This is a genomic window from Cyanobacteria bacterium QS_8_64_29 (assembly GCA_003022125.1).
Taxonomy (GTDB): Bacteria; Cyanobacteriota; Cyanobacteriia; order Cyanobacteriales; family Rubidibacteraceae; genus QS-8-64-29.
Genome location: PXQH01000001.1, coordinates 20,054 through 43,166 on the forward strand (window position 1 = coordinate 20,054; position 23,113 = coordinate 43,166).

Genomic DNA, 23,113 nt, shown 5'->3' on the forward strand with positions numbered 1-23,113 from the left:
GCATCGGCCAGCTTCCGCACCATGACTGCCACTGCAACGCGCTTGACCCGCCAATACGATCCCTTTGCCACCGAGGCCAAGTGGCAGCGGATTTGGGAAGAGCAGCACGCCTTCGAAACCGATCCCGGGGCCAGCGGATCGCCCTACTGCATCGTCATTCCCCCGCCCAACGTAACCGGCAACCTCCACATGGGGCATGCCTTCAACATGACCCTGCTGGATGTGCTGGTGCGCTACCACCGCATGCGCGGCGACAACGCCCTCTGCCTGCCTGGAACGGACCACGCCAGCATTGCCGTGCAATCCATTCTGGACAAGCAGCTGCAGGCCGAGGGGCAAAGCCGGCACGAAATCGGGCGCGAGCGCTTTCTGGAGCGCGCCTGGCAGTGGAAGCAGGAATCGGGCGGCCAGATCGTCAATCAGCTCAAGCGCTTGGGGCTCTCGGCGGATTGGTCCCGCGAGCGCTTCACCATGGATGATGGCCTCTCGCGGGCCGTGCGAACGGCCTTCATTCGCCTCTACCGGCAGGGGCTGATCTATCGGGGCAAATACCTGGTGAACTGGTGCCCGGCTACCCAGTCCGCCGTTTCCGACCTCGAGGTGGAGAGCCAGCAAGAGCAGGGCAAGCTCTGGCAGTTTCGCTATCCGTTGGCCCACGGTGAGGGCGCGCTTGAGGTGGCCACCACCCGCCCCGAGACCATGCTGGGGGATACGGCGGTCGCGGTTCACCCCGAGGACGAGCGCTACCAGCACGCCATCGGCAAGACCATCAAGCTACCCATCGTGGCGCGCGAAATCCCGGTGGTGGCGGATCGTGCCGTTGACACCAGCTTTGGCACCGGTTGCGTCAAAGTTACCCCTGCCCACGATCCCAACGACTTTGAGCTGGGGCAGCGCCACGGCTTGCCGCTCATCAACATCATGAACCCGGACGGGACGCTCAACGCCCAGGCCGGTCCCTATGCCGGGCAGAATCGCTTTCAGGCGCGCGAAGGGGTGGTGGCGCAGCTCGAGCGCGAGGGCCTGCTGAGCTGCGTGGAGGACTACACCTACAGCGTCCCCTACAGCGATCGCGGCAAGGTCCCCATCGAACCGCTGCTGTCGACCCAGTGGTTTGTCGCCATCCAGCCGCTGGCGCAGCAAGCGCTCGAGAGCCTGGATCGCGACGGCGAGCCGCGCTTTGTACCCGAGCGCTGGCGCAAGGTCTATCGCGATTGGTTGGTCCAGCTCAAGGACTGGTGCATCTCGCGCCAGCTGTGGTGGGGCCACCAGATCCCCGCTTGGTACGTCGTCAGCGAAACGGCCGGCCAGATCCAGGACGAAACGCCTTTTATCGTGGCCGATAGCGAGACCGAAGCGCGCCAGCAAGCGCAGCAGCAATACGGCCCCGAAGCCGAGCTGGTCCGCGACCCCGACGTGCTCGATACGTGGTTCTCCTCGGGGTTGTGGCCGTTTTCGACCTTGGGCTGGCCGGATGAGACCCGCGATCTGGCTGCGTTTTATCCCCAGCCCGTGCTGGTGACCGGGTTTGACATCATCTTTTTCTGGGTCGCCCGCATGACCATGCTGGGGCGTTACTTCACCGGCCGGATCCCGTTCCGGGATGTCTACATTCACGGCCTGGTGCGCGACGAAAACGGCAAAAAAATGTCCAAATCAGCGGGCAACGGCATCGATCCGCTGCTGCTGATGGACAAGTACGGCACGGATGCCCTGCGCTTCACGCTGGTGGAGAAGGTCACCGGTGCCGGCCAAGACATCAGCCTGGAATACGATCGCGGCAGCGACGAATCGGCCTCAGTCGAGGCCTCGCGCAACTTTGCCAACAAGCTCTGGAACGCTGCCCGTTTTGTGGCGCTCAATCTGGACGAGCGAACGCCCGCGCAGCTGGGGCAGCCGGATCCGCAGGCGCTAGAGCTCGCCGATCGCTGGATCCTGACCCGCTTCCAGCGGGTAGCGCGCCAAACCCGAGAGGCGCTCGAGGACTACCGCTTGGGCGAAGCCGCCAAGGGGCTATATGCCTTCGCGTGGGGCGAGTTTTGCGACTGGTACATCGAGCTGGTCAAGCCCCGGCTGCGGCAACCCCAAGACTCGGCCTCGCGCGCAGTGGCCCAGCAAATGCTGGCCAGCGTGCTGGATGGCTTGCTGCGGCTGCTGCATCCGTTCATGCCCCACCTCAGCGAAGAGATCTGGCACACGCTCACCCAGTCCCCCCAAGGCACGGTCCTGGCCCGGCAGCCCTATCCGGATCCGGCGGTGATCGCGCTCCCCGAGCCCGCCCCCGAACCTGCCGCGGCGGCGCAACCGGCCGCCGCTGCGGGGGCAGCGGCCCTGGTGGCACTGCAAGTGCTGGCAGCCGTCGTAGCTGCCATTCACAGCCTGCTGGTGGTGGCGCCCCTACTGCAGCTGCTGGGGCTGGGCTATACGGTGTGGTTTGCCTACCGCTACTTGCTCTGGGTGCAGGGGCGCCGCGAGCTGCGCGCGCGCCTGGGGCAGCTCTCGCGCGAACTCATCGGGCAGTTGCAAGCGGTGCGCTCGCCCGCAGCCAAAGGCGAGGCCGCCGAGCCCGAGGCAACCAGCGAACTGGAGGCGCAGTTCGCGCTCATCCTCGATACCATCCGCGCGATCCGCAACTTGCGGGCTGAGGCCGGTATTGCTGCCGGGGAAGGCATCCCCGCCATCTTGCAGAGCGAGGACGCCGGGGAGCGAGCCGCGCTGGAGGCCGGGCGCGCCTACATTCAAAATTTGGCCAAGGTGGATGAGCTGACCGTGGTGGGCGAGCTGGCATCGGATCCCGGCCAGGCGATCGCGGATGTGGTCGGCACCGTTCAGGTGCTGGTGCCGCTATCGGGCATCGCCGACATTCCGGCACTGCGCGCCAAGTTGGAGAAAAACCTCAATCGCGTCCAGGGCGATGTCGAGACGCTCACGGCGCGCCTCAACAACCCCGACTTTGTCAGCAAAGCGCCCGAGTCCGTGGTGCGCGGCGCCCGCGAGGACCTGGCCGAAGCCCAAAAGCAGTCTGCCATCCTGCAGCGGCGCTTGGCGCGCCTGCAGTAACCGGCGTCAAGCGTGAATCTGGCCCAGGATGTAGCGCAGGCGGTCGTAGTCCTCGTTGAGCAACCGGCTCAAAGCGCGGCCGGCCGCGACCAGCCAGGCGCGATCGCCCCCGCGCAGGCGATAGACCTCGCGAATGACGGCCGCCACCAGCGACTCCACCGGCGTTCCCTGGACCTCCAGCAGCGGGCGCAGGAAATCGAGCTGCTCGCTAAAGCGGATGACCTCGGCCGGCTCGCAGCGATAGACCCCTTGGTGCATCTGCGGCGGGCGCGGCGGCACGTACTGGTAGGCGCGCGGGCCGCCGCCCGCCGGGTCGTTGGCGACCTCAAAGCCCAGAATGGCTGCCCGAAACTCGGTTCTGAGCATGGCAAAAATCTGCGGCTGCTGCTCGCGCAGCTCATCCAGCGATAGGCCTAGGGCCCGCGCGCGATGGACCGAGTCAATGGGGCTGGTGGTGGCATGGGTAACCACCGCCAGGACCTGGTTGCCCGTTTCCTCATCCGCCGCTTTGACCCAGCTGCCAAACGGCGGCATCTCGGGGAAATCCAGCTCCTGGGGTTCCAAGCACTGGGCGTGGAGCTCGGTCGTGGCGGTCTCGATGACCTCGGCGATGCGACCGCTCTGGCGATCGCCGGCCTCGAACTGCGGCAAGGGCAAGCGCATGCTCTCGCTCCGCTAACAGCCAGCACCCGGCGGCTACTTTTGCTTTTTGCCGCTGGATGGGACCGTCACTTCCTCTAGCTCCGAGGGCAGAAAGGTGACCAAGTGCTCCCAGTTGCCCCCGCTAAACTGCACGCCCACGCGATCGTCGGTGACGCGCTGCACCACGCCTTCAAAGCGGTAGTAGGTGTCGTCGGGATTGGTAATGCGGACGTTGGCTCCAGGCAGCAGCATTGGGCTTCCTTAGCGCTTCGCTCGAGCCCTAGCCTAGCAAGCCCGCCTAGCGCCGCCCCCAGCGCGCTCGCGGCTGCCGGTGGTAAGCCACCGACTCCACCAGCCCCAGGGCCATAAAGTTGACCAGCAAGGCCGAGCTGCCATAGCTCATCCAGGGCAGCGGCAAGCCGGTGATGGGCGAGAGCCCGACGGTCATGCCAATGTTGACCGTGACCTGGAAAAACACCAGCGTTAAAAACCCGACCGCCAGCAGCGCCCCAAAGCGATCCGGTGCCCGGCAGGCGATGGCCACCAGGCGCAGCGCAATCAGCCAATACACCAGCAGCAAGGCCAAGCCGCCCGCAAACCCCAACTCTTCGCCCACGGCAGCAAAAATGAAGTCGGTGTGCTGCTCGGGGATGAAATCCAGCTGGGTTTGGGTACCGTCATTGAGGCCCTGGCCCCAGAGTTTGCCTGCGCCGATGGCAATGCGCGACTGGATCAGTTGGTAGCCGCCGCCGGTGGGATCCCGCTCTGGGTGCAAAAACAGCAGCAACCGCTGTTGCTGGTAGGGCTCTAGCAACTCCCACAGCCAGCGGCCGAGCTCGCCGGCGGCGTAGTTGAGCGCCAAGGTGGCGCTAGCCGCCCAAGCCCGCGCGGGCAAGCTCCGCCACGCCAACAGCACAGTCAGCGCTGCCCACGCGAACCACCCCGGCAGGTAGAGGTTGAACAGCAGTGCAGCCGCCAGCGGCGACACCAGCAGCGCCAGCCACGCCGGGCGAGCGCCGCTCCAGTAGAGCATGCCCAGCGCGATCGCGCCAAAGACCAGGGCCGTGCCCAGATCGGGCTGCAGGACGACCAGGCCCCAAGGAATCGCCACCACCCCCAGCGCCTGCAAAAAGGCCGGCAGCGTCCTGGCCGGTCGCTGGTGCAGCAGGGCCGCCAGCGTCACGATGATCCCGAGCTTGGCAATCTCGGCCGGCTGGAACTGCAGGCCGCCAACGGCAACCCAGCGCTGGGCGCCCTGAACGGTCGTGCCCGCCACCATAACCGCCAGCAGCAGCAGGTTGATGAGCGCGTAGCCGCCCCAATGCACGCGCTGCAGCAGCCAGTAGGGCGATCTCGCCAGCAGCAGCGCGATCGCGAGCCCGACAGCCCCAGTGACCCAGTGTTGGACCCAGTCGTAAGCGCCCTGGCCCTGCACGCTGCGGATCGTCAAGCCGCCCCAGGCCGTCAGCAGCACGACCGCGCCCAACAGCCACCAGTCCAGGCGGCGCCAGGGGGCCAGGCGCGCCTGCCATTGCTGCCAGCGGGAGGGGGACAGAGAGCGAGCCGACATGGTAGGGAATGGCGCCGTTTGCTCCCAAGCTAGGTTAAGGCCGCAACCGAGACGCTGGCTGCCACCTGCTGAGCGATCGCGCTCAGGGCCTGAGCCGAGGCCGAGTCCGGATCGGAGATGACGATGGGCATGCCCGTGTCGCCCCGCTCGCGCAGCGCCAGCTCCAGCGGGATGCAGCCCAGTAGCGCCACGTTGAGCTCTTGCGCCGCTTTGTCGCCGCCGCCCGAGCCGAACAAATCGTACTGCCGATCGGGCAAATCCGGCGGAATGAAATAGCTCATGTTCTCGATCAGGCCCAAGATGGGAACGCCCAGCTGCTCGAACATTTTGAGGCCGCGCCGGGCATCCATGAGCGAGACCGCCTGCGGGGTGGTCACGATGGCAGCGCCCGACATGGGCACTGCCTGGGCTAGCGTGAGCTGGGCATCGCCGGTGCCGGGCGGCATGTCCACGATCAGATAATCCAGCTCGCCCCACTGCACCTGGTACAGAAACTGGCGGATGACGCCGTTGAGCATGGGGCCGCGCCAAACCACCGGCTGGTCGGCGTCAATGAGAAAGCCCATGGAGACCAACTTGACCCCATAGTTGAAGGCTGGCTCCAGCACTTCGTTGCCCTGCTCGTCCTGGCGCACCATGACCTGGGCATCGGCTAGCCCCAGCATGCTCGGGGCGTTCGGGCCGTAGATATCGGCATCGAGCAGCCCCACTTTGGCCCCTTTTTGCGCCAGCGAAACGGCAACGTTGACGGCAACCGAGCTCTTGCCTACCCCGCCTTTGCCGCTGGAGATGGCAATGATGTTTTTGACCCCCTCGACCGCTTTCTTGTCTGGCACCGATTTTTGCTGCGGCGTCTCCGAGGTCACCTCGACATCCACGTTCTCCACCTCGGGCAGTTGCTTGACGGCGTTTTGGCACTCCTCGACGATGAAGTCTTTTAGCGGGCAAGCGGGTGTGGTCAGCACCAGCTTGAAGCTGACTTGGCCCCCCTCAATCCGAACATCGCGGATCATGTCCAGATCGACCAGGCTCTTTTTAATCTCGGGATCTTGGACGGGGCGGAGGGCTTCAATAACGGCGTTGGTATCGGGCATAGGGCATTGGCCGCTTGGGCGGTTGCGGATCGCGAGGCGACGGCATGACTGCCCCCGATGGTAACGGCTGGCCCGCTGGCACGCCGGCGACGGGCACAATGGCCGGCACCAAAATACGGCAAAATGGGCTGCGCCGGCTGCAACGCATTCCATGGCAGACCCGAGCGCTTCGTCCCAAACGGCCCCCCAACCCGGCCCACCCCCTACCGATTCCAAGCAGCGGGTGAGCCAGTTCCTCTACCGGCTCCAGGATGAGATTTGCCAGGCACTGGAGCGGCTCGATGGCCGGGGCCAGTTCGGCGAAGATAGCTGGACCCGCGAAGACGGCGGCGGCGGCCGCTCTCGGGTCATGAAAGGTGGTGCCGCCCTCGAGCAAGGCGGCGTCAACTTCTCCGAGGTCATGGGCGATCGCCTGCCGCCCTCCATCCTGCAGCAGCGGCCTGAGGCCGAGGAGAACCCCTTTTACGTCACCGGCCTCTCCTCGGTGCTGCACCCGCGCAACCCCTTTATCCCCACCGTGCACTTCAACTATCGCTACTTCGAGGCCGGCCCCATCTGGTGGTTCGGCGGCGGGGCGGATCTGACCCCCTACTATCCCTGTGCTGCCGACGCCGCGCACTTTCACCGCACCCTCAAACAGGCCTGCGACGCCCACCACCCGCATTACTACCCGGCTTTCAAGCGCTGGTGCGACGAGTACTTCTACATCAAGCACCGCCAGGAGATGCGCGGGGTGGGCGGCATCTTTTTCGACTACCAGGATGGGTGCCGGCCGCTGTACCAGGGGCCCGATCCGGACGGGGAGGCAGCCCGCTACAGCAACAGCCTGGGTGAGCTAGCGCCCCGCCATTGGGAGGCGCTCTTTGCGTTTGTCAGCGAGTGCGCCCGCGCGTTCCTGCCCAGCTACGAACCCATCGTGCAGGCACGCCGACAGCAGCCTTACGGCGAGCGGGAGCGCAACTTTCAGCTCTACCGGCGCGGGCGCTATGTGGAGTTCAACTTGGTCTATGATCGCGGCACTATTTTTGGCCTCCAGACCGGCGGTCGCACCGAGTCGATTTTGATGTCGCTACCGCCGCTGGTGCGCTGGGAGTACGGCTACGCGCCCGAGCCGGGCACCCCCGAGGCCGAACTCTACCAGACGTTTTTGCATCCTCAAGATTGGGTCCACTGGGAGACCTGAAAGGACGCTCCCTTGGCAGTTGGCAAATGCGCCCCCCGAGCGAGACAATGAAAGGATAAAGCTTAATTGGAAGCGAGCCTTTTGTGAGCGCCGTTCGCACCCTCTCCCAGACCAAGCGCAATTTTTATCACTACCATCCGCGTCCTATCAGCGCCATCTACCGCCAGGTGGTGGAAGAGCTGCTGGTGGAGATGCATTTGCTCTCGGTCAATGCGGATTTTCGCTACGACCCCATCTATGCGCTGGGGGTGGTCAACTCCTTCGAACGCTTTATGGCCGGCTACCAACCCGAGGGCGATAAAAGCTCGATTTTCAACGCGCTCTGCCGCGCCATCGAGCAGGACCCGCAGCAGTACCGCCAGGATGCGGAGCGGCTGCTGGCGGTGGTTGACGGCCTCTCCAGCGAGGCAGCCGTAGCGTGGTTGGCGCAGCGCCAGGTACCGGCCGGCGCCGAGGATATGGATGCCACCCTCCAGGCGATCGCTGAGGCCGAGCACTTCAAATACAGCCGCCTGTTTGGCATTGGCCTGTACGAGTTGCTCGATCGAGCGGATTCCGAGTTAGTGCAGGACCAACAGCGCTGCAAGGAGGTCTTGCAGCAGTGCTGCCAAGCGCTGAACCTGCCCTTCGACAAGCTGGAAAAAGATCTGGACCTCTATCGCAGCAATCTAGAGAAGCTGGAGCAAGCGCGCAGCGTCATGCAAGATGCGGTCAAAGCCGATCGCAAGCAGCGCGAGCGGCGCGCTCAGCAGAACCAGTCGCCGGATGAGCCAGGCGATGGGGAGCAAGCTGGCAGCTCGGCCGACGAGCAGCAGCCGACAGTCACCTCCCAGCAAGACGAAGGTTCTTCGGACGCTTGAGCGGCGGCAATGCGCTGCTAGCGGGCCGCATCGAGCTGGGGCTGCAAGCGCCCAATCAACTCCTGGGCTTGCATGACCCCTTCAATGCGATCTGCTGGTTGGCCGTCGCGGAACAGCACCAGCGTCGGCAGCGTGCGCACCCCGTACTGGTTGGCTAGCTGCGGGTAGCGATCCGTATCGATTTTGGCCACTTGCAATTGTGACCCCAAGCGCTGGCTGAGTTGGCTCAGGATGGGCGCCATCATTTGGCACGGGCCGCACCAGGGCGCGTAAAAGTCAACCAGAACGGGGACCCCTGCGCGTTGGAGCAGCTCTTGCAAGTTCGAGAACTGCTTTTTGACTGCCATCGTGCTGCCTGCAGCTCGCCCTAGTTGGATCCTAGCAAGCGCGCTGCACGAGCCGTGTGAGACGATAGAGAGGCTGCAGAGCCCACCGGATGGATAAGGAGTGCGGCATGGCGTCCCAGCAGCACTTGCGCGATCGCGTTGCCCTAGTAACAGGGGCCTCGCGCGGTATCGGTCGGGCCGTGGCGCTTGCCCTCGCCGACGAAGGCGCAACCGTGGCGGTCAACTACGCGCGCTCGAGCGAGGCGGCGCAAGCGGTTGCCGATGAAATCGCCCAAGCTGGCGGGAGCGCGATCGCGCTGGCGGCCGATGTCAGCCAAGCCGAGCAAGTTGAGGCGCTTCTGAGCCAACTGCGCCAGCAGTACGGCCGCCTCGATGTACTGGTCAACAACGCCGGAATAACGCGCGATGGGCTCATGCTGCGAATGAAGCCCCAGGACTGGCAGGCCGTGCTCGATCTCAACCTGACCGGTGCCTTCCTGTGCACCCAGGCAGCCAGCAAGATCATGCTCAAGCAGCGCAGCGGCCGCATCGTCAATATCGCCTCGGTGGCAGGCGAGATGGGCAACCCCGGCCAAGCGAACTACAGCGCTGCCAAGGCGGGCCTCATCGGCTTGACTAAAACGGTGGCTCGCGAGATGGCCGAGCGCGGCGTCACCGCCAATGCCGTGGCCCCCGGCTTTATTGCCACGGATATGACCCGCGATTTGGACTCGGAGCAGATCCTGAGCCAAATTCCGCTCGGCCGCTACGGTCAGCCCGAGGAAGTGGCTGGCGCCGTCCGCTTTCTGGCGGCCGATCCGGCTGCGGCCTACATCACCGGCCAAACCCTGAACGTGAATGGCGGTGCGGTCATGCACTGACGCGGGCTCGCGCTCGGCCGCCGCCCGTGGCTTAGCACTCTGCCTGCCAGAGTGCTAAATTTTGTATTGAACGTCAGCAAGTTGGGATGGGAAAACTATGGTAAAAATGGTTTCGTTTCGGGACGAAGCGCGGCGCTCGCTAGAGCGCGGGATCGACGCAGTTGCCGATGCCATCCGCATCACCCTCGGCCCGCGCGGGCGCAATGTCCTGCTCGAGCAGCAATACGGCAACCCCCAAATCGTCAACGACGGCATTACGGCCGCCAAAGAAATCGAGCTTGAGGATCCCTACGAAAACACAGGCGCGCAGCTCATCCGCGAAGTCGCCTCGAAAACCAACGACACCGCCGGTGACGGCACGACGACAGCAACCGTGCTAGCGCAGGCCATGATGCGCGAGGGCCTGCGCAACGTAGCGGCTGGCGCCAACGCGGTTGCCCTGCGGCGCGGCATCGAAAAAACGATTGAGGGCTTGGTGCAAGAAATCGAGAAGGTGGCCAAGCCAGTCCAGGACGAAGGGATCTCCCAAGTGGCCTCCATCTCGGCCGGTAACGACGAAGAAGTCGGCAAGATGATCGCCGAGGCCATGGAGCGCGTCACCAAAGACGGCGTCATCACCGTTGAGGAATCGAGCTCCCTGGCGACCGAGATGGAGGTCGTCGAGGGCATGCAGATCGATCGCGGCTTTATCTCGCCCTATTTTGTTACCGACCAAGAGCGGCAGGTAGTCGAGCACGAAAACCCGCGCATTCTGATTACCGACAAAAAGATCAACGTCATTCAGGACATGGTTTCGGTCATGGAGCAGGTCTCCAAGGAAGGGAGTCCGCTGCTCATCATTGCCGAGAGCATCGAGGGTGAGGCCCTGGCAACGCTGGTGGTCAACAAGGCACGCGGCGTGCTCAACGTGGCAGCCGTCAAGGCGCCGGGCTTTGGCGACCGGCGCAAGCAGATGCTGGAAGACATTGCCGTGCTAACCGGCGGCCAGGTGATCTCGGAAGATGTGGGCCTGACCCTAGAAAACGCCACCCTCGACATGCTGGGCACGGCCCGCAAGGTCACCATCGATAAGGACAACACCACCATCGTGGCCGGCGAGCAAAACCGCTCCGAGGTCGAGCAGCGCGTCAAGCAGATCCGCTCCCAGCTGGAAGAGACCGACTCCGAGTACGATCGCGAAAAGCTGCAAGAGCGCATTGCCAAGCTTGTCGGCGGGGTGGCTGTCATTAAGGTCGGTGCCGCGACCGAAACCGAGCTCAAGGACCGCAAGCTCCGCATTGAAGATGCCCTCAACGCCACGCGGGCTGCCGTGGAAGAAGGCATTGTCCCGGGCGGTGGCACCACGTTGGTCCGCCTTGCTGATCGGGTCGATAGCATCAAGCAGACCTTGAGCGACGAGGAAGAAAAAGTCGCTGCCAACATCGTGGCGCGGGCCCTAGAAGCCCCGCTCCAGCAGATGGCCGATAACGCGGGCGCCGAGGGCTCGGTCGTGGTCGAGCAAGTGCGCTCGAGCGATTTCAATGTGGGCTACAACGCCATGACCGGCGAGTTTGAAGACATGCTGGCCGCCGGCATCATTGACCCGGCCAAGGTCATCCGCTGCTCGCTGCAAAATGCGGGCTCCATCGCCGGCATGCTGCTGACCACCGAAGGCTTGGTGGTCGAGAAGCCCGAAGAAGAATCTGAAGGTGCCGGTGCCGCCGACGGCGGTATGGGTGGTATGGGCGGCATGGGTGGTATGGGGGGCATGGGCATGATGTAGTGCCTGACCCCAACTGCTCCTGCCAGCTTGCAGCCCGTCCGAACCGGACGGGCTGTGGCGTTTGGGGCGCGCGATCACGCTGCCGGATCGGGCCCGCGTCACTGCCCCTCTCGCTACAATCGAGCGCCTGGGGTGGGTGCTGCCTGAGCCGGCAGCAACGCTAGATTGGGAGCAATCGCATCCGGTGCAGTCGCCGTATGGAGCGCGAGTGCCAGCCCGGCCAGCCCAAGCCGCTCGGGGCAACTTGGGACGGCAGCGGCACCAATTTTGCCCTGTTTGCCGAAAACGCCACAGGCGTCGAACTGTGCCTGTTCGATGGCGAGGGCCGCGAGACTTGCTGGCCGCTGGTAGCGGGCGAAAACTTGGTCTGGCACGGCTACCTGCCCGGGATTGGGCCCGGGCAGCACTACGGGTTTCGGGTGCATGGCGAGTACGCGCCCGAGCGCGGCCACCGCTTCAATCCCGCCAAGCTCACCCTCGACCCCTACGCCCGCGCGATCGCGGGCGATGTCAGCTACGGCCCTGAGATTTTTGACTACCGCGGCAGCGACCCGGTTCAGGAAGGCGCTCGCTGCGAGGCTGATAGCGCCGCCCGGGTCCCCAAGTCAGTGGTGGTTGATGGAACCTTCGACTGGGAAGGCGATCGCCAGCTGGAAATTCCCTGGTCCGAGACCATCCTGTACGAGCTCCACATCAAGGGGTTCACCCAACAGCACCCAGAGGTGCCCCCTGCCTTGCGCGGCACGTACGCCGGCCTGGCGCACCCAGCCGCGATCGCGCACTTGCAGTCGCTGGGCATCACGGCGGTGGAGTTGCTGCCCGTCCAGCACTTCAATGCCTATCCTGGCCATCTGGTCGAGCGCGGGCTGCGCAACTACTGGGGCTACGACCCGCTAGGCTACTTTGCCCCCTACTCGGGCTATAGCGCCAGCGGCTGCCAGGGACAGCAAGTGACCGAGTTCAAATCGGCGGTTAAAGCCCTGCATGCGGTCGGCATCGAGGTCATTTTGGATGTGGTCTACAACCACACCGGCGAAGGCGATCGCTTGGGCCCTACCTTGTGCTTCCGCGGTATCGACAATGCCGCCTACTACCGCCTAGTGGAAGGCAACCCGCGCTACTACCTGGACTTTAGTGGCTGCGGCAACTCCCTCAACGTGCGGCATCCCCAAATTCTCAAGCTCATTATGGATAGCTTGCGCTACTGGGTCCAAGTCATGCACGTTGATGGGTTCCGTTTCGATTTGGCCCCCGCCTTGGCGCGCGAGCTCTACGAAGTCGACAGCCTCGCCGCCTTCTTTGACATCATCTACCAAGATCCGGTGCTCTCCAATGTCAAGCTCATTGCCGAGCCTTGGGACGTGGGGGAAGGCGGTTACCAGGTGGGCCGGTTTCCGCTGCTCTGGTCGGAGTGGAACGGGCGCTATCGGGACAGCGTGCGGGACTTTTGGCGCAGTCAAGGCAGCCTGGCCGAGTTTGCCCGCCGCTTGACCGGCAGCGCCGACCTCTACGCTGCCGACGGCAAGCGGCCGCATGCCAGCATTAACTTCCTCACCGCCCACGATGGCTTCACCCTCAACGACCTGGTGAGCTACAACCACAAGCACAACGACGCCAACGGCGAAGGCAACCGGGACGGCGACGACTGCAACCGCGCTTGGAACTGCGGGGTAGAGGGCGAAACCGATGACCCGGCCGTTTTGACCCTGCGGCACCGGCAGCAGCGTAACTTAATGGCAACGTTGCTGCTCTCGCAAGGGGTTCCCATGCTGCTGGGTGGCGACGAGATGGGCCGCTCCCAAGGCGGGAACAATAACGCTTACTGCCAGGACAACGAAATTGCCTGGTTCGATTGGAACCTCGAGCCCCCCGATCGCGAACTGCTGGAATTCACGCGCCAGCTCATTCGCTTGCGCCGCCAGCACCCGGTCTTTCGCCGCCGGCACTGGGTTCAGAGCCAGGCCGACCATGACGCCGGCGACATTGGTTGGTACAACCCGGACGGCAGCGAAATTGCCCCGGCCCAATGGCAGGAGCGCCTCACCCAGGCACTGGGCATTTTTTTTAACGGTCGGGCACCGCCGGACGCCGAGGATCGCGGCGAGCTGGCAAGCGATAGTAGCTTCTTTTTGTTTCTCAACGCCCACTCCGAAGCCATGTCGTTCGTACTGCCGGCGTTTTTGCGCGCTTGCCGCTGGGAGTGCGCCATCGACACCCAGCGCGGGCCTCTTTTGACGGCCGAGCCCCTACAAGCGAGCAAAGGATCGCTCTGGCTGCAACCCCATTCGCTACTGTTGGCTCGCCTGGCTGCCTAAAGCGGGTGCCGGGTGCCATTGGAGCGGTACGGCCCAGGCGCGTTACGGTTAGCGATTCGCGTGCAGTTGCTTTGTCGCCAGTTATTAGCAGTAGTTCGGAGCTGCGAGCGCGGATCAGCGCACGCCCTGCTGGCTGTGCTTGTTCCAGCAGCGCCGCAGCCGTGCCAGCAATTCCGCTCGCGACGCCGTTAGTTGTTGCGAAATGCTCCACAACTGAACCGCAGCTAGCGGGTCATCCAAACGCACCTGCAGCGGCTGCGACGCAGCACAGCGACACGGAATCGAGAGCTGCTGCAGGCGTTGGTAGACCTGCCAGCGATCCGTCCAGTTGACGGCTACCGTCTGGAACTGCGCGCGCTGCCCTTCGGAGGCGGTCATGGCCCACTAAGTGCAATCCAGTCGCAATTAAACCTACTTCCCTTTATAGCGGATCGAGGTGGGGGAGCAGCCCAATTACCAGGAAGGTCGTAATGTTTCTTTACATGCACGCGGCCGGCAGCGCGCAATCGGTTGCAACTAACGCGGGAATAGCTCGCAGCTGCCGGCTCCAGTCACTCTGAGGGGGCAATCGCGCTTGCTATACTCGCAATTAAAGTTAATTGATGAAATTAAGCGCAGCACCTATGACTGCTAACGGTTTGCTCGTTCCCTTCGGCCAAGTCGCCGACAATCCCATCCAGCTCGATCGCAGCGTTACCGAACCGGTCTGCGAGGGACTCAACGTGGCGCTGGCCAGCTTCCAAGCCCTGTACCTGCAGTATCAAAAGCATCATTTTGTCGTTGAGGGGGCCGATTTTTACTACATCCACGATTACTTCCAGTCGAGCTATCAAGAGGTCCAAGGCCACGCCCATCAAATCGGGGAGCGCCTCAACGGACTGGGCGGCGTTCCGGCCGCTAGCTTTAGCAAGCTAGGCGAGTTGTGCTGTTTCGAACCCGAAGCGGATGGAGCCTATGCCTGCCGCCAGATGCTAGAGCACAATCTGGCCGCCGAGCAGGTGATCGTCGGGTTCCTGCGCCGCCAGGCCGCTCAGGCGGAGAGCTTGGGCGATCGCGGAACGCGCTATCTCTACGAGCAGATCCTGCTCGCCACCGAAGAGCGCGCCTACCACTTGGATCACTTCCTGCAGCAGGATGCCATCCTACAGGGCCAGCTGCAGTCGGTGGGCCAATAGGGGTTGGTGGCCTCGGCCTCGAACCAGGTGGGACTGGCCCAAGCGCCCCTGCCTGGTCTGGCGCTGCCTGAGCGCTAGAACCGCAGGTTGTACTCGATCGCGGCGCGATTGTCGCCCGATAGATCGGTCGCGCCGCGCAGAACGGTATTCTCGTTGAGGCGGTAGCGCAGGCCGTACTGCAGGGACTGCTCGCTGTTGAAGATCTTCAGGACCGAGAACGAAAGGCGATCACTGAGATCGATCCCCGCTTCGGCAGCCAAGCCCAAAACGGCGTCCCCTTCCTTGCGTTCGTCGCTGGGAACGAAGGTCGGGGAGAGGCGGAGTTCATCCAAGCCGATGGCCTCGCCGATGGTGTTTTGAAAGCGGTTGAGCAAAGCCGAACCGGCAAACTTGGCTAGGCCGAGCGTGCCGCGATCGGCGCTAGCACCGCCAACAAAACTACCACCCAGCAACGTTACAATCTCGTCTTCGCTGCGTGACGGGTTGCTGCTCAGCGCGAGGTTCTCGCGCAGGCGTCTCGCTTGCCCCTGAACGGTGGCCTCAACATCGATCGTTTCAAACCGACCCACTGTCCCAGTGGGAATTTTGCGGCGCCCCACGATTTCGGACCCCTGCGCATCGCTTACCAAGGAACTACCGCTCGATTCGACCACCGAGGCGATCAAGCGTACGTCTAGGGTGGGATCGAGCCCCTGGCTGGGCACGAAGGTTGCCGTTTGGGGATAGCCGTCCTTGAGGCGGAAGCGGGTGGTAAACAAGCTGATGCGCCCGCTCTCTAGGGCAATGGTTCCTTGCGGGCGCAGGTCGCTGAGGGGGCCGTTCAGCGTTAGCTGCCCGCTAGTCCCAAACTTAATGAGCGGTGGGCGCACCACGCGTACGCCTTCCCCGAGGGCAACCTGAAAGTCGTTGAACGTAATGGCATCGCGAAAGCCAGCTCCATTGCCCTCGGCCGCACTATTGCCTTGAGCCGCCCCATCGGCACTATCAGCGCTGCTGCCCTCCTCGCCTTCACCTCGCTGCTGCAGTTGGACCTTGCCATCGGCGAGCGTGACCTTCCCGCCGAGCGTGGGCTCGAGCGCAGTGCCCGTCAGGCGGATGCGGCCGTTCACGCCGCCGTTATAGATCTCCTGGAGCGCGAGATCGAGCCCATCGAGGGTGACAGTCAGCGGATTCTGCTGCGGTTCGGGCTCATTGAGCGGTAAGGTCCCTTGCGCAGAAACCGTTCCGCCCCCTAGCTGTCCCTGCAGGCGCTCGACATTGACGCGATTGAAGTCAAAGCTAACCTGCCCGTTAACCTCGGTGAGCGGCTCGGGCAGGGCCTGAGCGCGCAGGACGGCGTCCGCAAGCTGAGCGCTGCCATCGGTGGTGAGGTTGCTAACTCCGCCTTGCTGGGGATTGAAGGTGCCGGCCAGATCGAGCTGCACCTGGCCTTGACCCTCGACCCATTGCACTTGCTGCTGAGTGAGAATGTTGACTAGGGTCAGCCCTTCATCTTGCAGGTCAAACGAGACCTCAAACTGCTGGTTCTCGGGGGCTTGGGTGGCAAATGGCAGTTGGTAGGGAATGCTCCCTTGCGCCACAAGCGGCTCGCTTTGCTCGCGCAGCATCCCTTCCGCCGAAAACGCCAGCCGGGCATCGCTGTACAGAAAGCTACTCTCAACCGACTGCAAGGCCTCGCCGTTGAGCGTGGCCTCGGTCAGGGTCAGTTCGCCGCGCGTCTGGGGATTGCTTGGGCTACCCGCGATCGTGGCTTGCCCGTTAATGTTCCCTTCAACCTCAATGCCAGCCGGCAGCTCGATGGTTTCGCGCAGCAGCGAGACCGGCAGCTCGGTCACTTGCAACTGAGCGGACTGCGACTCGCCCCCGAGCGTGCCGACTAAGGTGATGGCACTCTCCTTTTGCCCCAATCCTTCCAGGCGCGCGGGTTGCAGCTTAATTTGGCCGTCGGCAAATCGCCCTTGGGCGACCGCGCGTTGGGCTTGGTAAGGCCCCCAGTCCAGATCCTGGCCTTGGACGTCGAACTGGGCCTCGATGCCTGCTTGGGGACCGCCGCTAAAGGTTGCCGTTCCCGAGAGCTGCCCCTCAGCCTCGGCGAGCGGCGGCAGTCGCGACTGGTCCTCGCGAGCGGCCCATTGCTGGGCCAGCAGCGCCTGAATCTCGGCCAGGCGGCGGAGCTGGTCCTCCAGCGGCATCCCCTGGACATCGATGGGGCTCAGGTTGAGCTCGCTGGCCTCAGCATAGTCGGGGAATGCCGCACCGCGCTGCAAGTCCGAGAGGCGAAAGACCTGCAGTGCCGTTAGGATGTCTTGGACCCGGCCGCGCACGAGCTCGGCTTCCCCGCGGAACTTCGGTCCGCTAGGGGCGAGCGCGAGGCGGCCGCTAGCCTGGAGCTGACTTTCGCCTTTGCGGAACTGCCCTTGCTCGAGCTGGAGCGTGCCGTCGCGATAGCGAAAATCGGCCTGCAGGCGATCGCCGGAGAAGCCACCTAAAAACGGATCCGTGACGGTCAAATCGCCCGAAGCGCCCAATGTTTCGAGGTTGATATCGAGATCGCCGGCAATTTTGCCGGAGGCCGATTGCGCCTCTAGCGTGGGCGGCAGCGGCGCGAGCGTTTGGACGAGCTGCATGGGCAGGTCCTGCGTTGTCACCTGCAGGATGTCGCCCTGGCGCTCGCCCTCGATCCGAGCTTGCTGGCTGCGCACCAGGAAGCTGTTGGGGTGAAAGTCGGGGGCAAGCGCAAGCTGGATGCGATCACCGTCGCCGCTGAGGCGCAGCTGCGTTCCCTGCTGCGGGGAAACGCTTAGCGTGCCCTCCAGAAGCGGCGCAAAGCTCAGATCGTTAACGTTGAAGTCGCGCAGCGCCACATCCCCGTTGACCGTTGGGGCCGTCGGCGTTCCGCGCAGGGTGCCGTCGAAGCTGGCCAGGCCGTTGGCATCTACTGCAGCTGCCGGTCCCGACTGCGGCAGCGGCAGGCGATCAAGGTTGAGCCCATCGGCATCCACCTCAAAGTTGAAGCGCTCGACCAAAGCTGCCCCGCGCTGGTTCAGATCGAGATCGGCAAAACCGCTGGCCTCGAGCCCCTGAGCCGCGAGCTCGCGGATTTGCAAGCGGCCGTTGCCCCAGCGAAAGTCAGTCCTCAAGGCGCGATCGACAATCGCCAGCCCCTGCTCGAATTGCAGCTGGCCTTGCGCTTGGATGGCGCTCGGGCTCAAGTTGGCCAGATTGCCCTGAATTTCGACCGTGCCGCCCGAGAGTTCGCTATCGAGCCGTTGCGAAAAGCGTCCCAGTTGGATGCGATCAGGCAGCAGGGTGGCGCTAAATTCGCCGTTTTGGAGGCGGGCCTGGGTGGCCCGGACGGTTCCGCCAGCAACATCGCTCAAGCGGCCCAAGCCGCGGGCGCTGATGCTTTGAGGGCTCAGGTTGGCCAGGCTGCCCTGTAGGGCAAACTCACCGTTGAAGCGCCCCCCAACTTGCGGCGGCAAGGCGTCGCTGAGCTGGCGCACCCGGACGCCGTCGGCGATTAGGTCAGCCTGCCAGCTGCCATCTCCAGCGCGCACCTGGTCCGCCCGGATGGTTCCGCCCGCAATATCGGCTAGGCGCCCCGATCCGCGAGCGCTGAGGTTGGCAAGGCTAGGATTGGTCAGGCTGCCGGCCAAGTTGAAGCGGCCGCTCAGACGACCTTCTGCTTGCGGCGGCAAGGCATCGCTGAGCTGGCGCACTCGGACGCCATCAGCAACTAGGTTGGCCTGCCAGTTGCCGCCGCCAGCGCGCACCTGGCTCGCCTGTATGTTGCCACCCGCAATACCGGCCAGACGCCCCGAGCCGCGCGCGCTAATGGTGGCTAGGCTGGGGTTGGTGAGGCTACCGGCCAAGTTGAAGCGGCCGCTCAGGCGACCCTCCGCTTGCGGCGGCAGCCGATCCGAGAGTTGTTCGGCGCGCAAGCCGCTCGCAACGAGCGTGGCTTGCCAGCGGCCGTCGGCAAATTGCAGATCGGGCACCCGGACGGTGCCGCCGGCAATTCCGCTCAAGCGGACCGAGCCCTGGCCGCCAACACCGCGCGCGCTCAACTCGCTCAGGCTTCCCTGCAGCGCCACGCGGCCGTTGAGCGGTCCTTGCAGTTGGCTGGGCAAGCGATCAGAGAGTTGCTCGGTGCGAATGCCATCGGCCAAGACCGTGGCTCGCCAGCGACCGTTGCGCAACTGCAAGCTGCTAGCCCGGACGGTGCCGCCTGCAATGGGCAAGCGAGCCGATCCCTGCGCACGAAGGGCATTGGGCGATAGATCCGTTAGGCTGCCAGCCAGCGTAAAGCTGCCCGATAGGGGAGCATTCGGCTGCGGCGAGAGCTGCGGCACCAGCCGCTCGATTCGCACGCCCTGCGCCCGCAGTTGGCCGCGCCAGCGTCCCTGCCGGAGCTGCAGTTGTTGGGCCACAATGCTGCCGCCTGCTAGCAGCAAGTTGGCCGAGCCTGTCCCGCGAATGGCGCTAGGCCGCAACTCGCTCAAGCTGCCGGCTAGCTCGAATCGGCCGTTGAGTTGGCCGCTCTGGAAGCGCTTGGGGAGTGCCGTCAGGCTGCTCAGCCGGACCCCTAAAGCTTGGAGCGCACTCTGCCAGCGCCCCTCGCTGACGCGAAAGCGCTCGGCCACCAAGCGGCCGCCACCGGCGGCGAGCTCGGCTGAGCCTGTGACCGTAACAGCAGGCAGATCGTCGAGCGAGCCGCTGACCCGAGCCGTTGCATCGAGCGGTCCCAAGGCGAGCGGTAGGTCGGGGCGATAGCGCCGCGTGATCGCCTCGCTGGCGATATTACGCGCGCTAATGTCCAACGACAGCCCTCCGGTGGGGGCAAGCTCGATCCGGCCTTCGCCCCCAAGCTGACCGCCCGTTACCGGGCGGGCGATTAAATTGCGGATGGCCAGCGTCGCCCGGCGGGGAGCGTCCGGGTTGTCGCGCTCGAGCAGCAGGTTCAAATTGGCCTGCAGCGACTCAAAGCGGAAGCGATCGACGCGCGCCGTGCCCTGGTTGCGGGCCTGAATGGCAATATTGGGCGTCGCCAGCGGCCCGGTCACTTGCAAATCGGCGCCGACAATGCCCGCCAGCGGAACAGGGGGCGCTTCGACGCGCGCGAGTCCCAGCAGCACCTGAATGGGCGTGGGATCGAGCTCGATGGCCAAATCGAAGCCCGATTCCAGATCGACAGTCCCCTCGGCGCGGGCGCCCAGCTTGCCCAACTGGGCCGAGACGCCATCAAGTTGAATGGTCGAGCCGCGGAACCGAATGGGGCCGTTGACTTGGGTAAAGGGTTCGCTAAGCTGAGCCAGTTGGCCGCTAATCTCGTTGAGCTGCGCTTGCCCTTGCAGCGCTAGCGGCTCGCCCCGCTGGTAAGTAAGTTCGAGATCGCCATCGACGGTTCCGCCGCGAAGGTCGATGGGAGACGGCCGCAAGCGGTTCAGTGGGGCAACCTCAACCCCCTGGGCCGCAATCTGGGCTTGGACTCGGCGCTGCTTGCGGCGGGCCTGACCGCGAACGCGGAGCTTGCCCTGGTCTTGCGCCTCGCCCAGCAAAGCGCGCATGCGGTATTGGATGCGGTTTAATTGCGGGCCAAAGCGCGTTCGCAGCTGCGGCAGGGCAATGGAGATGGGAGATTGCAACTCCCCTTGCGCCGAGCGCGGCACTAGCAGCATGCTGCCATCGCGTACGTTCAGCTGCCGCAGCTTGATCCGGAGCGGTCCGCGCTTTTTGGCGGGCTTGAAGCGCGTCGCGATCCAGCCGCGGTCTTTGTCTTGCTCGATGTAAGCATTGGGCTCAACTAGGGTGACCTGCAACCGCAACGTGCGTTGAGCCAGCACCAGCAGCGGGTTAAATTTGATGTGGACGGCCTCAGCAGTTGCCCGGTCGGTATCGGTTGAGGTGGCGGGGATGCGAGTTTCGCCAAAGCGAATGCTGTTGAGCGTGACCCGCTCGACCTTGCCCAGCTCGACCGGTCGGTCGAACCCCTTGCTGAGCGTTTGCGAGACAAACGGGGCCAGCTGCCGCTGGATGAAGAACCAGGCGTAGCCCATGCCGCCGCCTAGGCCCAACACCAGCACCAGCAGTGCCCCCAGCAGCAGCTGCCGCCTGCGCCGCGGGCGGCCTGGGGAAGGGGCATCCGGTTGCTGGTTGGAGTCCGGCCCGTTCGTCATGGGCGCTGATTCAGGTACGGGAGTGCTTTCAATCTAGCGCGCGGTTGCCCGGAGCGTAACCGGATCCCGCTCGCGTGCGTAAAAGGTCAAGATTGCAAAGCGCTGTGCCGCCTCAGCGGTGCAGAGCCAGCCCTTGAGATGCCGAATTGCCTGCGGGGTCAAAGCCATGGAGGCTTATCGCGCCGCCGCCATCCAGATGACTAGTACGGCCGATTGGGCCGACAATTTGAGGCGCGCTGAAGTGCACATTGAGCGCGCCGTCCGCCAGGGAGCCGATTTGGTGGCGCTGCCGGAGAACTTTGCCTTTATGGGCGAGGACGCCGACAAGCTCGCCCAAGCTCCTCAAATCGCACACCATAGCGAGCGTTTTTTGCAGCGCGTGGCGCAGCGTTTCCGCATCAGACTGCTGGGTGGCGGCTTCCCCGTTCCCATTGCGGGGGAAAATCGCGCTTCCAACACGGCCGTTTTGGTCGATCGCGACGGTAGCGAGCGCGCTCGCTACTGCAAAATACACCTGTTCGATGCCGATCTGCCCGACGGTCGCACCTACCGCGAATCCCGCACGATCGCACCTGGATCGGCCCCGCCACCGGTGTGGGCATCCCCTGACTAGGGGACGCTAGGACTCTCCATCTGCTATGACGTGCGCTTTCCCAAGCTCTACCGCTACCTGGCCAGTGCTGGCGCCGCGATCGCCTTTGTGCCGTCTGCTTTCACTGCTTATACCGGCGCGGGCCATTAGGAGGTCCTGCTGCGCGCCCGGGCCATCGAAAATACGGGCTACGTCATTGCGCCGGCGCAAGTCGGGCAGCACGATGCCGCGCGCCAGACCCACGGCCATGCCCTAATTGCGGACCCGTGGGGGACAGTGTTGGCCGAGGCCGGCGAGCGCCCGGGGGCCGCGATTGCAACTGTCGAACCGGACCGGCTCGAGCGGGTGCGCGGCCAGCTGCCCTGCCTGCAGCACCGCCGCTGGCCGGCGCCATCAGGGGTAGAGGCTTAGGATGCCGCCACCGAGAGCGCCGAGCGATCGGGGCTGGCGACCCCTTGGTAGAGCGGGGCGCGCTCGCGGGAGCCAAACAACCGCAGCTTGTCAGCCACAATGGCCTGCATCCGCTCCGTCGCCGATTTCATACAATCGAGCAGATCGGCTTGCGAGTTGGCTTGGCCGTACTCGCGCCAAAAATCTAAGTAGGCGTGGCGTACCTCGGTGTTGACGTTGAATTTAGCCACCCCCAGCTGAATCGAGCGATCGATAAGCTCGGCTGGCAGGCCCGAAGCGCCGTGCAGCACCAACGGGAGGCTGAGCGCCTGACGGATGGCATCGAGCCGCTCGAAATCCAGTTGGGGCTCGCCCTGGTAGGTGCCGTGGACGTTGCCGATGGTGACCGCCAGCGCATCGACCTGAGTCTGTTGCACGAACTCGCGCGCCTGCTCGGGATCGGTCATTTTGGCTTCTTTTTCAGCCACGGTTAGGCCGTCCTCGGTGCCGCTGATGCGCCCCACTTCAGCCTCAACGGCAGCACCACGAGCGTGGGCCAGCTCCGTCATCTGCCGGGTAAAGGCCAAGTTGTCGGCAAACGACCACTTCGAGCCGTCTGCCAGCACGGACTGGATGCCGGCCTCAAGGGTAGTGCGAATGTCGGCTTCCTCGCTGCAGTGATCGAGCTGTACGGCCATGGGAACGGCTGCCGATTTGGCTGCCGCCAGGCAAAGCGCCACCAGCGGCGTGCCCCCGTAGGTCAGCGAGCTGGGATGGACTTGCAGCATGGCCGGGCTGTTCTCGGCCTCGGCGGCCGCTACCACCGCTTTGACGCCTTCTAAGTTGTAAACGTTAAATGCGCCCACGGCAAAAGCATTGTGGCGCGCAATTTGCAGCAATTCTCCCGTTCCAATCAGCACGATCGCTCCTCCAACAGCGCCAACGCTCGCAACGCGAGCGCTCGCCTGCCACCCTACAGCAAGGCGCCTGATGGCAGCAGGGGAATGCCGGGGAGGCTGTTTGGCTCACCTGGGAGCATTCGCTATGATTTTCTAGCGAAAAGCTTAATAATGCTTTAATCGGTCCG

General features: G+C 64.2%; 15 protein-coding genes and 1 pseudogene. 8 read left to right on the top strand and 8 right to left on the bottom strand.

Annotated features, from left to right (window positions below; all coding sequences use genetic code 11):
• The first annotated feature begins 21 nt into the window (after positions 1 to 21).
• Positions 22 to 3,060, top strand: a complete 3,039-nt coding sequence (locus tag BRC58_00140) for a valine--tRNA ligase (GenBank protein ID PSP19556.1) — start codon at positions 22 to 24, stop codon at positions 3,058 to 3,060.
• A gap of 6 nt (positions 3,061 to 3,066) precedes the next feature.
• Here BRC58_00140 and BRC58_00145 read toward each other — a convergent pair whose 3' ends face one another.
• Genes BRC58_00145 through BRC58_00160 form a run of 4 tightly spaced genes read right to left on the bottom strand, consistent with a single transcriptional unit; the run spans position 3,067 to position 6,366 of the window.
• Positions 3,067 to 3,723 carry a hypothetical protein gene (locus BRC58_00145; GenBank protein PSP19557.1) on the bottom strand — a complete coding sequence of 219 codons (657 nt, stop codon included), beginning with the start codon at positions 3,721 to 3,723 and terminating at the stop codon, positions 3,067 to 3,069.
• 33 nt (positions 3,724 to 3,756) lie between these two features.
• Positions 3,757 to 3,954 (bottom strand): DUF3252 domain-containing protein, encoded by a 198-nt coding sequence (locus BRC58_00150; protein ID PSP19558.1) that lies wholly within the window; start codon positions 3,952 to 3,954, stop codon positions 3,757 to 3,759.
• A gap of 46 nt (positions 3,955 to 4,000) precedes the next feature.
• The gene (locus BRC58_00155) at positions 4,001 to 5,272 is read right to left on the bottom strand and encodes a rod shape-determining protein RodA (GenBank protein ID PSP19559.1); all 1,272 of its coding nucleotides are present in this window, start codon (positions 5,270 to 5,272) and stop codon (positions 4,001 to 4,003) included.
• 29 nt (positions 5,273 to 5,301) lie between these two features.
• Positions 5,302 to 6,366, bottom strand: coding sequence for a sodium:proton antiporter (locus BRC58_00160; protein PSP19560.1), 1,065 nt, complete (start codon positions 6,364 to 6,366; stop codon positions 5,302 to 5,304).
• Between the two features lie 151 nt (positions 6,367 to 6,517).
• Between BRC58_00160 and BRC58_00165 the strand changes: the two genes are divergently transcribed.
• Both BRC58_00165 and BRC58_00170 read left to right on the top strand, forming a co-directional pair.
• Positions 6,518 to 7,549, top strand: a complete 1,032-nt coding sequence (locus BRC58_00165; protein ID PSP19561.1) for an oxygen-dependent coproporphyrinogen oxidase — start codon at positions 6,518 to 6,520, stop codon at positions 7,547 to 7,549.
• Positions 7,550 to 7,632: 83 nt separating this feature from the next.
• Positions 7,633 to 8,409, top strand: a complete 777-nt coding sequence (locus BRC58_00170; protein ID PSP19562.1) for a photosystem II biogenesis protein Psp29 — start codon at positions 7,633 to 7,635, stop codon at positions 8,407 to 8,409.
• Positions 8,410 to 8,426: 17 nt separating this feature from the next.
• On the opposite strand, the gene trxA is transcribed toward BRC58_00170, so the two are convergent.
• Positions 8,427 to 8,756: a thioredoxin gene (gene trxA, locus BRC58_00175; GenBank protein ID PSP19563.1), complete on the bottom strand. Its 330-nt coding sequence runs from the start codon at positions 8,754 to 8,756 to the stop codon at positions 8,427 to 8,429.
• Positions 8,757 to 8,863: 107 nt separating this feature from the next.
• On the opposite strand from trxA, the gene fabG reads away from it, so the two are divergent.
• The 3 genes from fabG to glgX all read left to right on the top strand — a co-directional run bounded on the left by fabG (position 8,864) and on the right by glgX (position 13,693).
• Positions 8,864 to 9,616, top strand: coding sequence for a 3-oxoacyl-[acyl-carrier-protein] reductase (gene fabG, locus BRC58_00180; GenBank protein ID PSP19676.1), 753 nt, complete (start codon positions 8,864 to 8,866; stop codon positions 9,614 to 9,616).
• 97 nt (positions 9,617 to 9,713) lie between these two features.
• Entirely contained in the window at positions 9,714 to 11,378 is a 1,665-nt protein-coding gene (gene groL, locus BRC58_00185; GenBank protein PSP19564.1) for a chaperonin GroEL, read from the top strand.
• 197 nt (positions 11,379 to 11,575) lie between these two features.
• Positions 11,576 to 13,693: a glycogen debranching enzyme GlgX gene (gene glgX / locus BRC58_00190; protein PSP19565.1), complete on the top strand. Its 2,118-nt coding sequence runs from the start codon at positions 11,576 to 11,578 to the stop codon at positions 13,691 to 13,693.
• A gap of 114 nt (positions 13,694 to 13,807) precedes the next feature.
• Here the strand turns inward: glgX and BRC58_00195 are convergent, their stop codons facing one another.
• Positions 13,808 to 14,071 (bottom strand): hypothetical protein, encoded by a 264-nt coding sequence (locus BRC58_00195; protein PSP19566.1) that lies wholly within the window; start codon positions 14,069 to 14,071, stop codon positions 13,808 to 13,810.
• A 245-nt stretch (positions 14,072 to 14,316) separates the two neighbouring features.
• On the opposite strand from BRC58_00195, the gene BRC58_00200 reads away from it, so the two are divergent.
• Entirely contained in the window at positions 14,317 to 14,868 is a 552-nt protein-coding gene (locus BRC58_00200; protein PSP19567.1) for a DNA starvation/stationary phase protection protein, read from the top strand.
• 74 nt (positions 14,869 to 14,942) lie between these two features.
• Here the strand turns inward: BRC58_00200 and BRC58_00205 are convergent, their stop codons facing one another.
• The gene (locus tag BRC58_00205; protein PSP19568.1) at positions 14,943 to 21,044 is read right to left on the bottom strand and encodes a hypothetical protein; all 6,102 of its coding nucleotides are present in this window, start codon (positions 21,042 to 21,044) and stop codon (positions 14,943 to 14,945) included.
• A gap of 166 nt (positions 21,045 to 21,210) precedes the next feature.
• Here BRC58_00205 and BRC58_00210 point away from each other — a divergent pair.
• Positions 21,211 to 22,047, top strand: a pseudogene (locus BRC58_00210) (hydrolase).
• On the opposite strand, the gene BRC58_00215 reads toward BRC58_00210, so the two are convergent.
• Positions 22,044 to 22,946 carry a ketose-bisphosphate aldolase gene (locus BRC58_00215; protein PSP19569.1) on the bottom strand — a complete coding sequence of 301 codons (903 nt, stop codon included), beginning with the start codon at positions 22,944 to 22,946 and terminating at the stop codon, positions 22,044 to 22,046. The pseudogene BRC58_00210 and the gene BRC58_00215 overlap by 4 nt on opposite strands.
• Positions 22,947 to 23,113 lie beyond the last annotated feature (167 nt).

Bases quoted from the DNA above. Each gene is read 5' to 3' on its own strand.
- BRC58_00140 (PSP19556.1), top strand. From the start codon at position 22: ATGACTGCCACTGCAACGCGCTTGACCCGCCAATACGATCCCTTTGCC.
- BRC58_00145 (PSP19557.1), bottom strand. From the start codon at position 3,723: ATGCGCTTGCCCTTGCCGCAGTTCGAGGCCGGCGATCGCCAGAGCGGT.
- BRC58_00150 (PSP19558.1), bottom strand. From the start codon at position 3,954: ATGCTGCTGCCTGGAGCCAACGTCCGCATTACCAATCCCGACGACACC.
- BRC58_00155 (PSP19559.1), bottom strand. From the start codon at position 5,272: ATGTCGGCTCGCTCTCTGTCCCCCTCCCGCTGGCAGCAATGGCAGGCG.
- BRC58_00160 (PSP19560.1), bottom strand. From the start codon at position 6,366: ATGCCCGATACCAACGCCGTTATTGAAGCCCTCCGCCCCGTCCAAGAT.
- BRC58_00165 (PSP19561.1), top strand. From the start codon at position 6,518: ATGGCAGACCCGAGCGCTTCGTCCCAAACGGCCCCCCAACCCGGCCCA.
- trxA (PSP19563.1), bottom strand. From the start codon at position 8,756: ATGGCAGTCAAAAAGCAGTTCTCGAACTTGCAAGAGCTGCTCCAACGC.
- fabG (PSP19676.1), top strand. From the start codon at position 8,864: ATGGCGTCCCAGCAGCACTTGCGCGATCGCGTTGCCCTAGTAACAGGG.
- groL (PSP19564.1), top strand. From the start codon at position 9,714: ATGGTAAAAATGGTTTCGTTTCGGGACGAAGCGCGGCGCTCGCTAGAG.
- glgX (PSP19565.1), top strand. From the start codon at position 11,576: ATGGAGCGCGAGTGCCAGCCCGGCCAGCCCAAGCCGCTCGGGGCAACT.
- BRC58_00195 (PSP19566.1), bottom strand. From the start codon at position 14,071: ATGACCGCCTCCGAAGGGCAGCGCGCGCAGTTCCAGACGGTAGCCGTC.
- BRC58_00200 (PSP19567.1), top strand. From the start codon at position 14,317: ATGACTGCTAACGGTTTGCTCGTTCCCTTCGGCCAAGTCGCCGACAAT.
- BRC58_00205 (PSP19568.1), bottom strand. From the start codon at position 21,044: ATGACGAACGGGCCGGACTCCAACCAGCAACCGGATGCCCCTTCCCCA.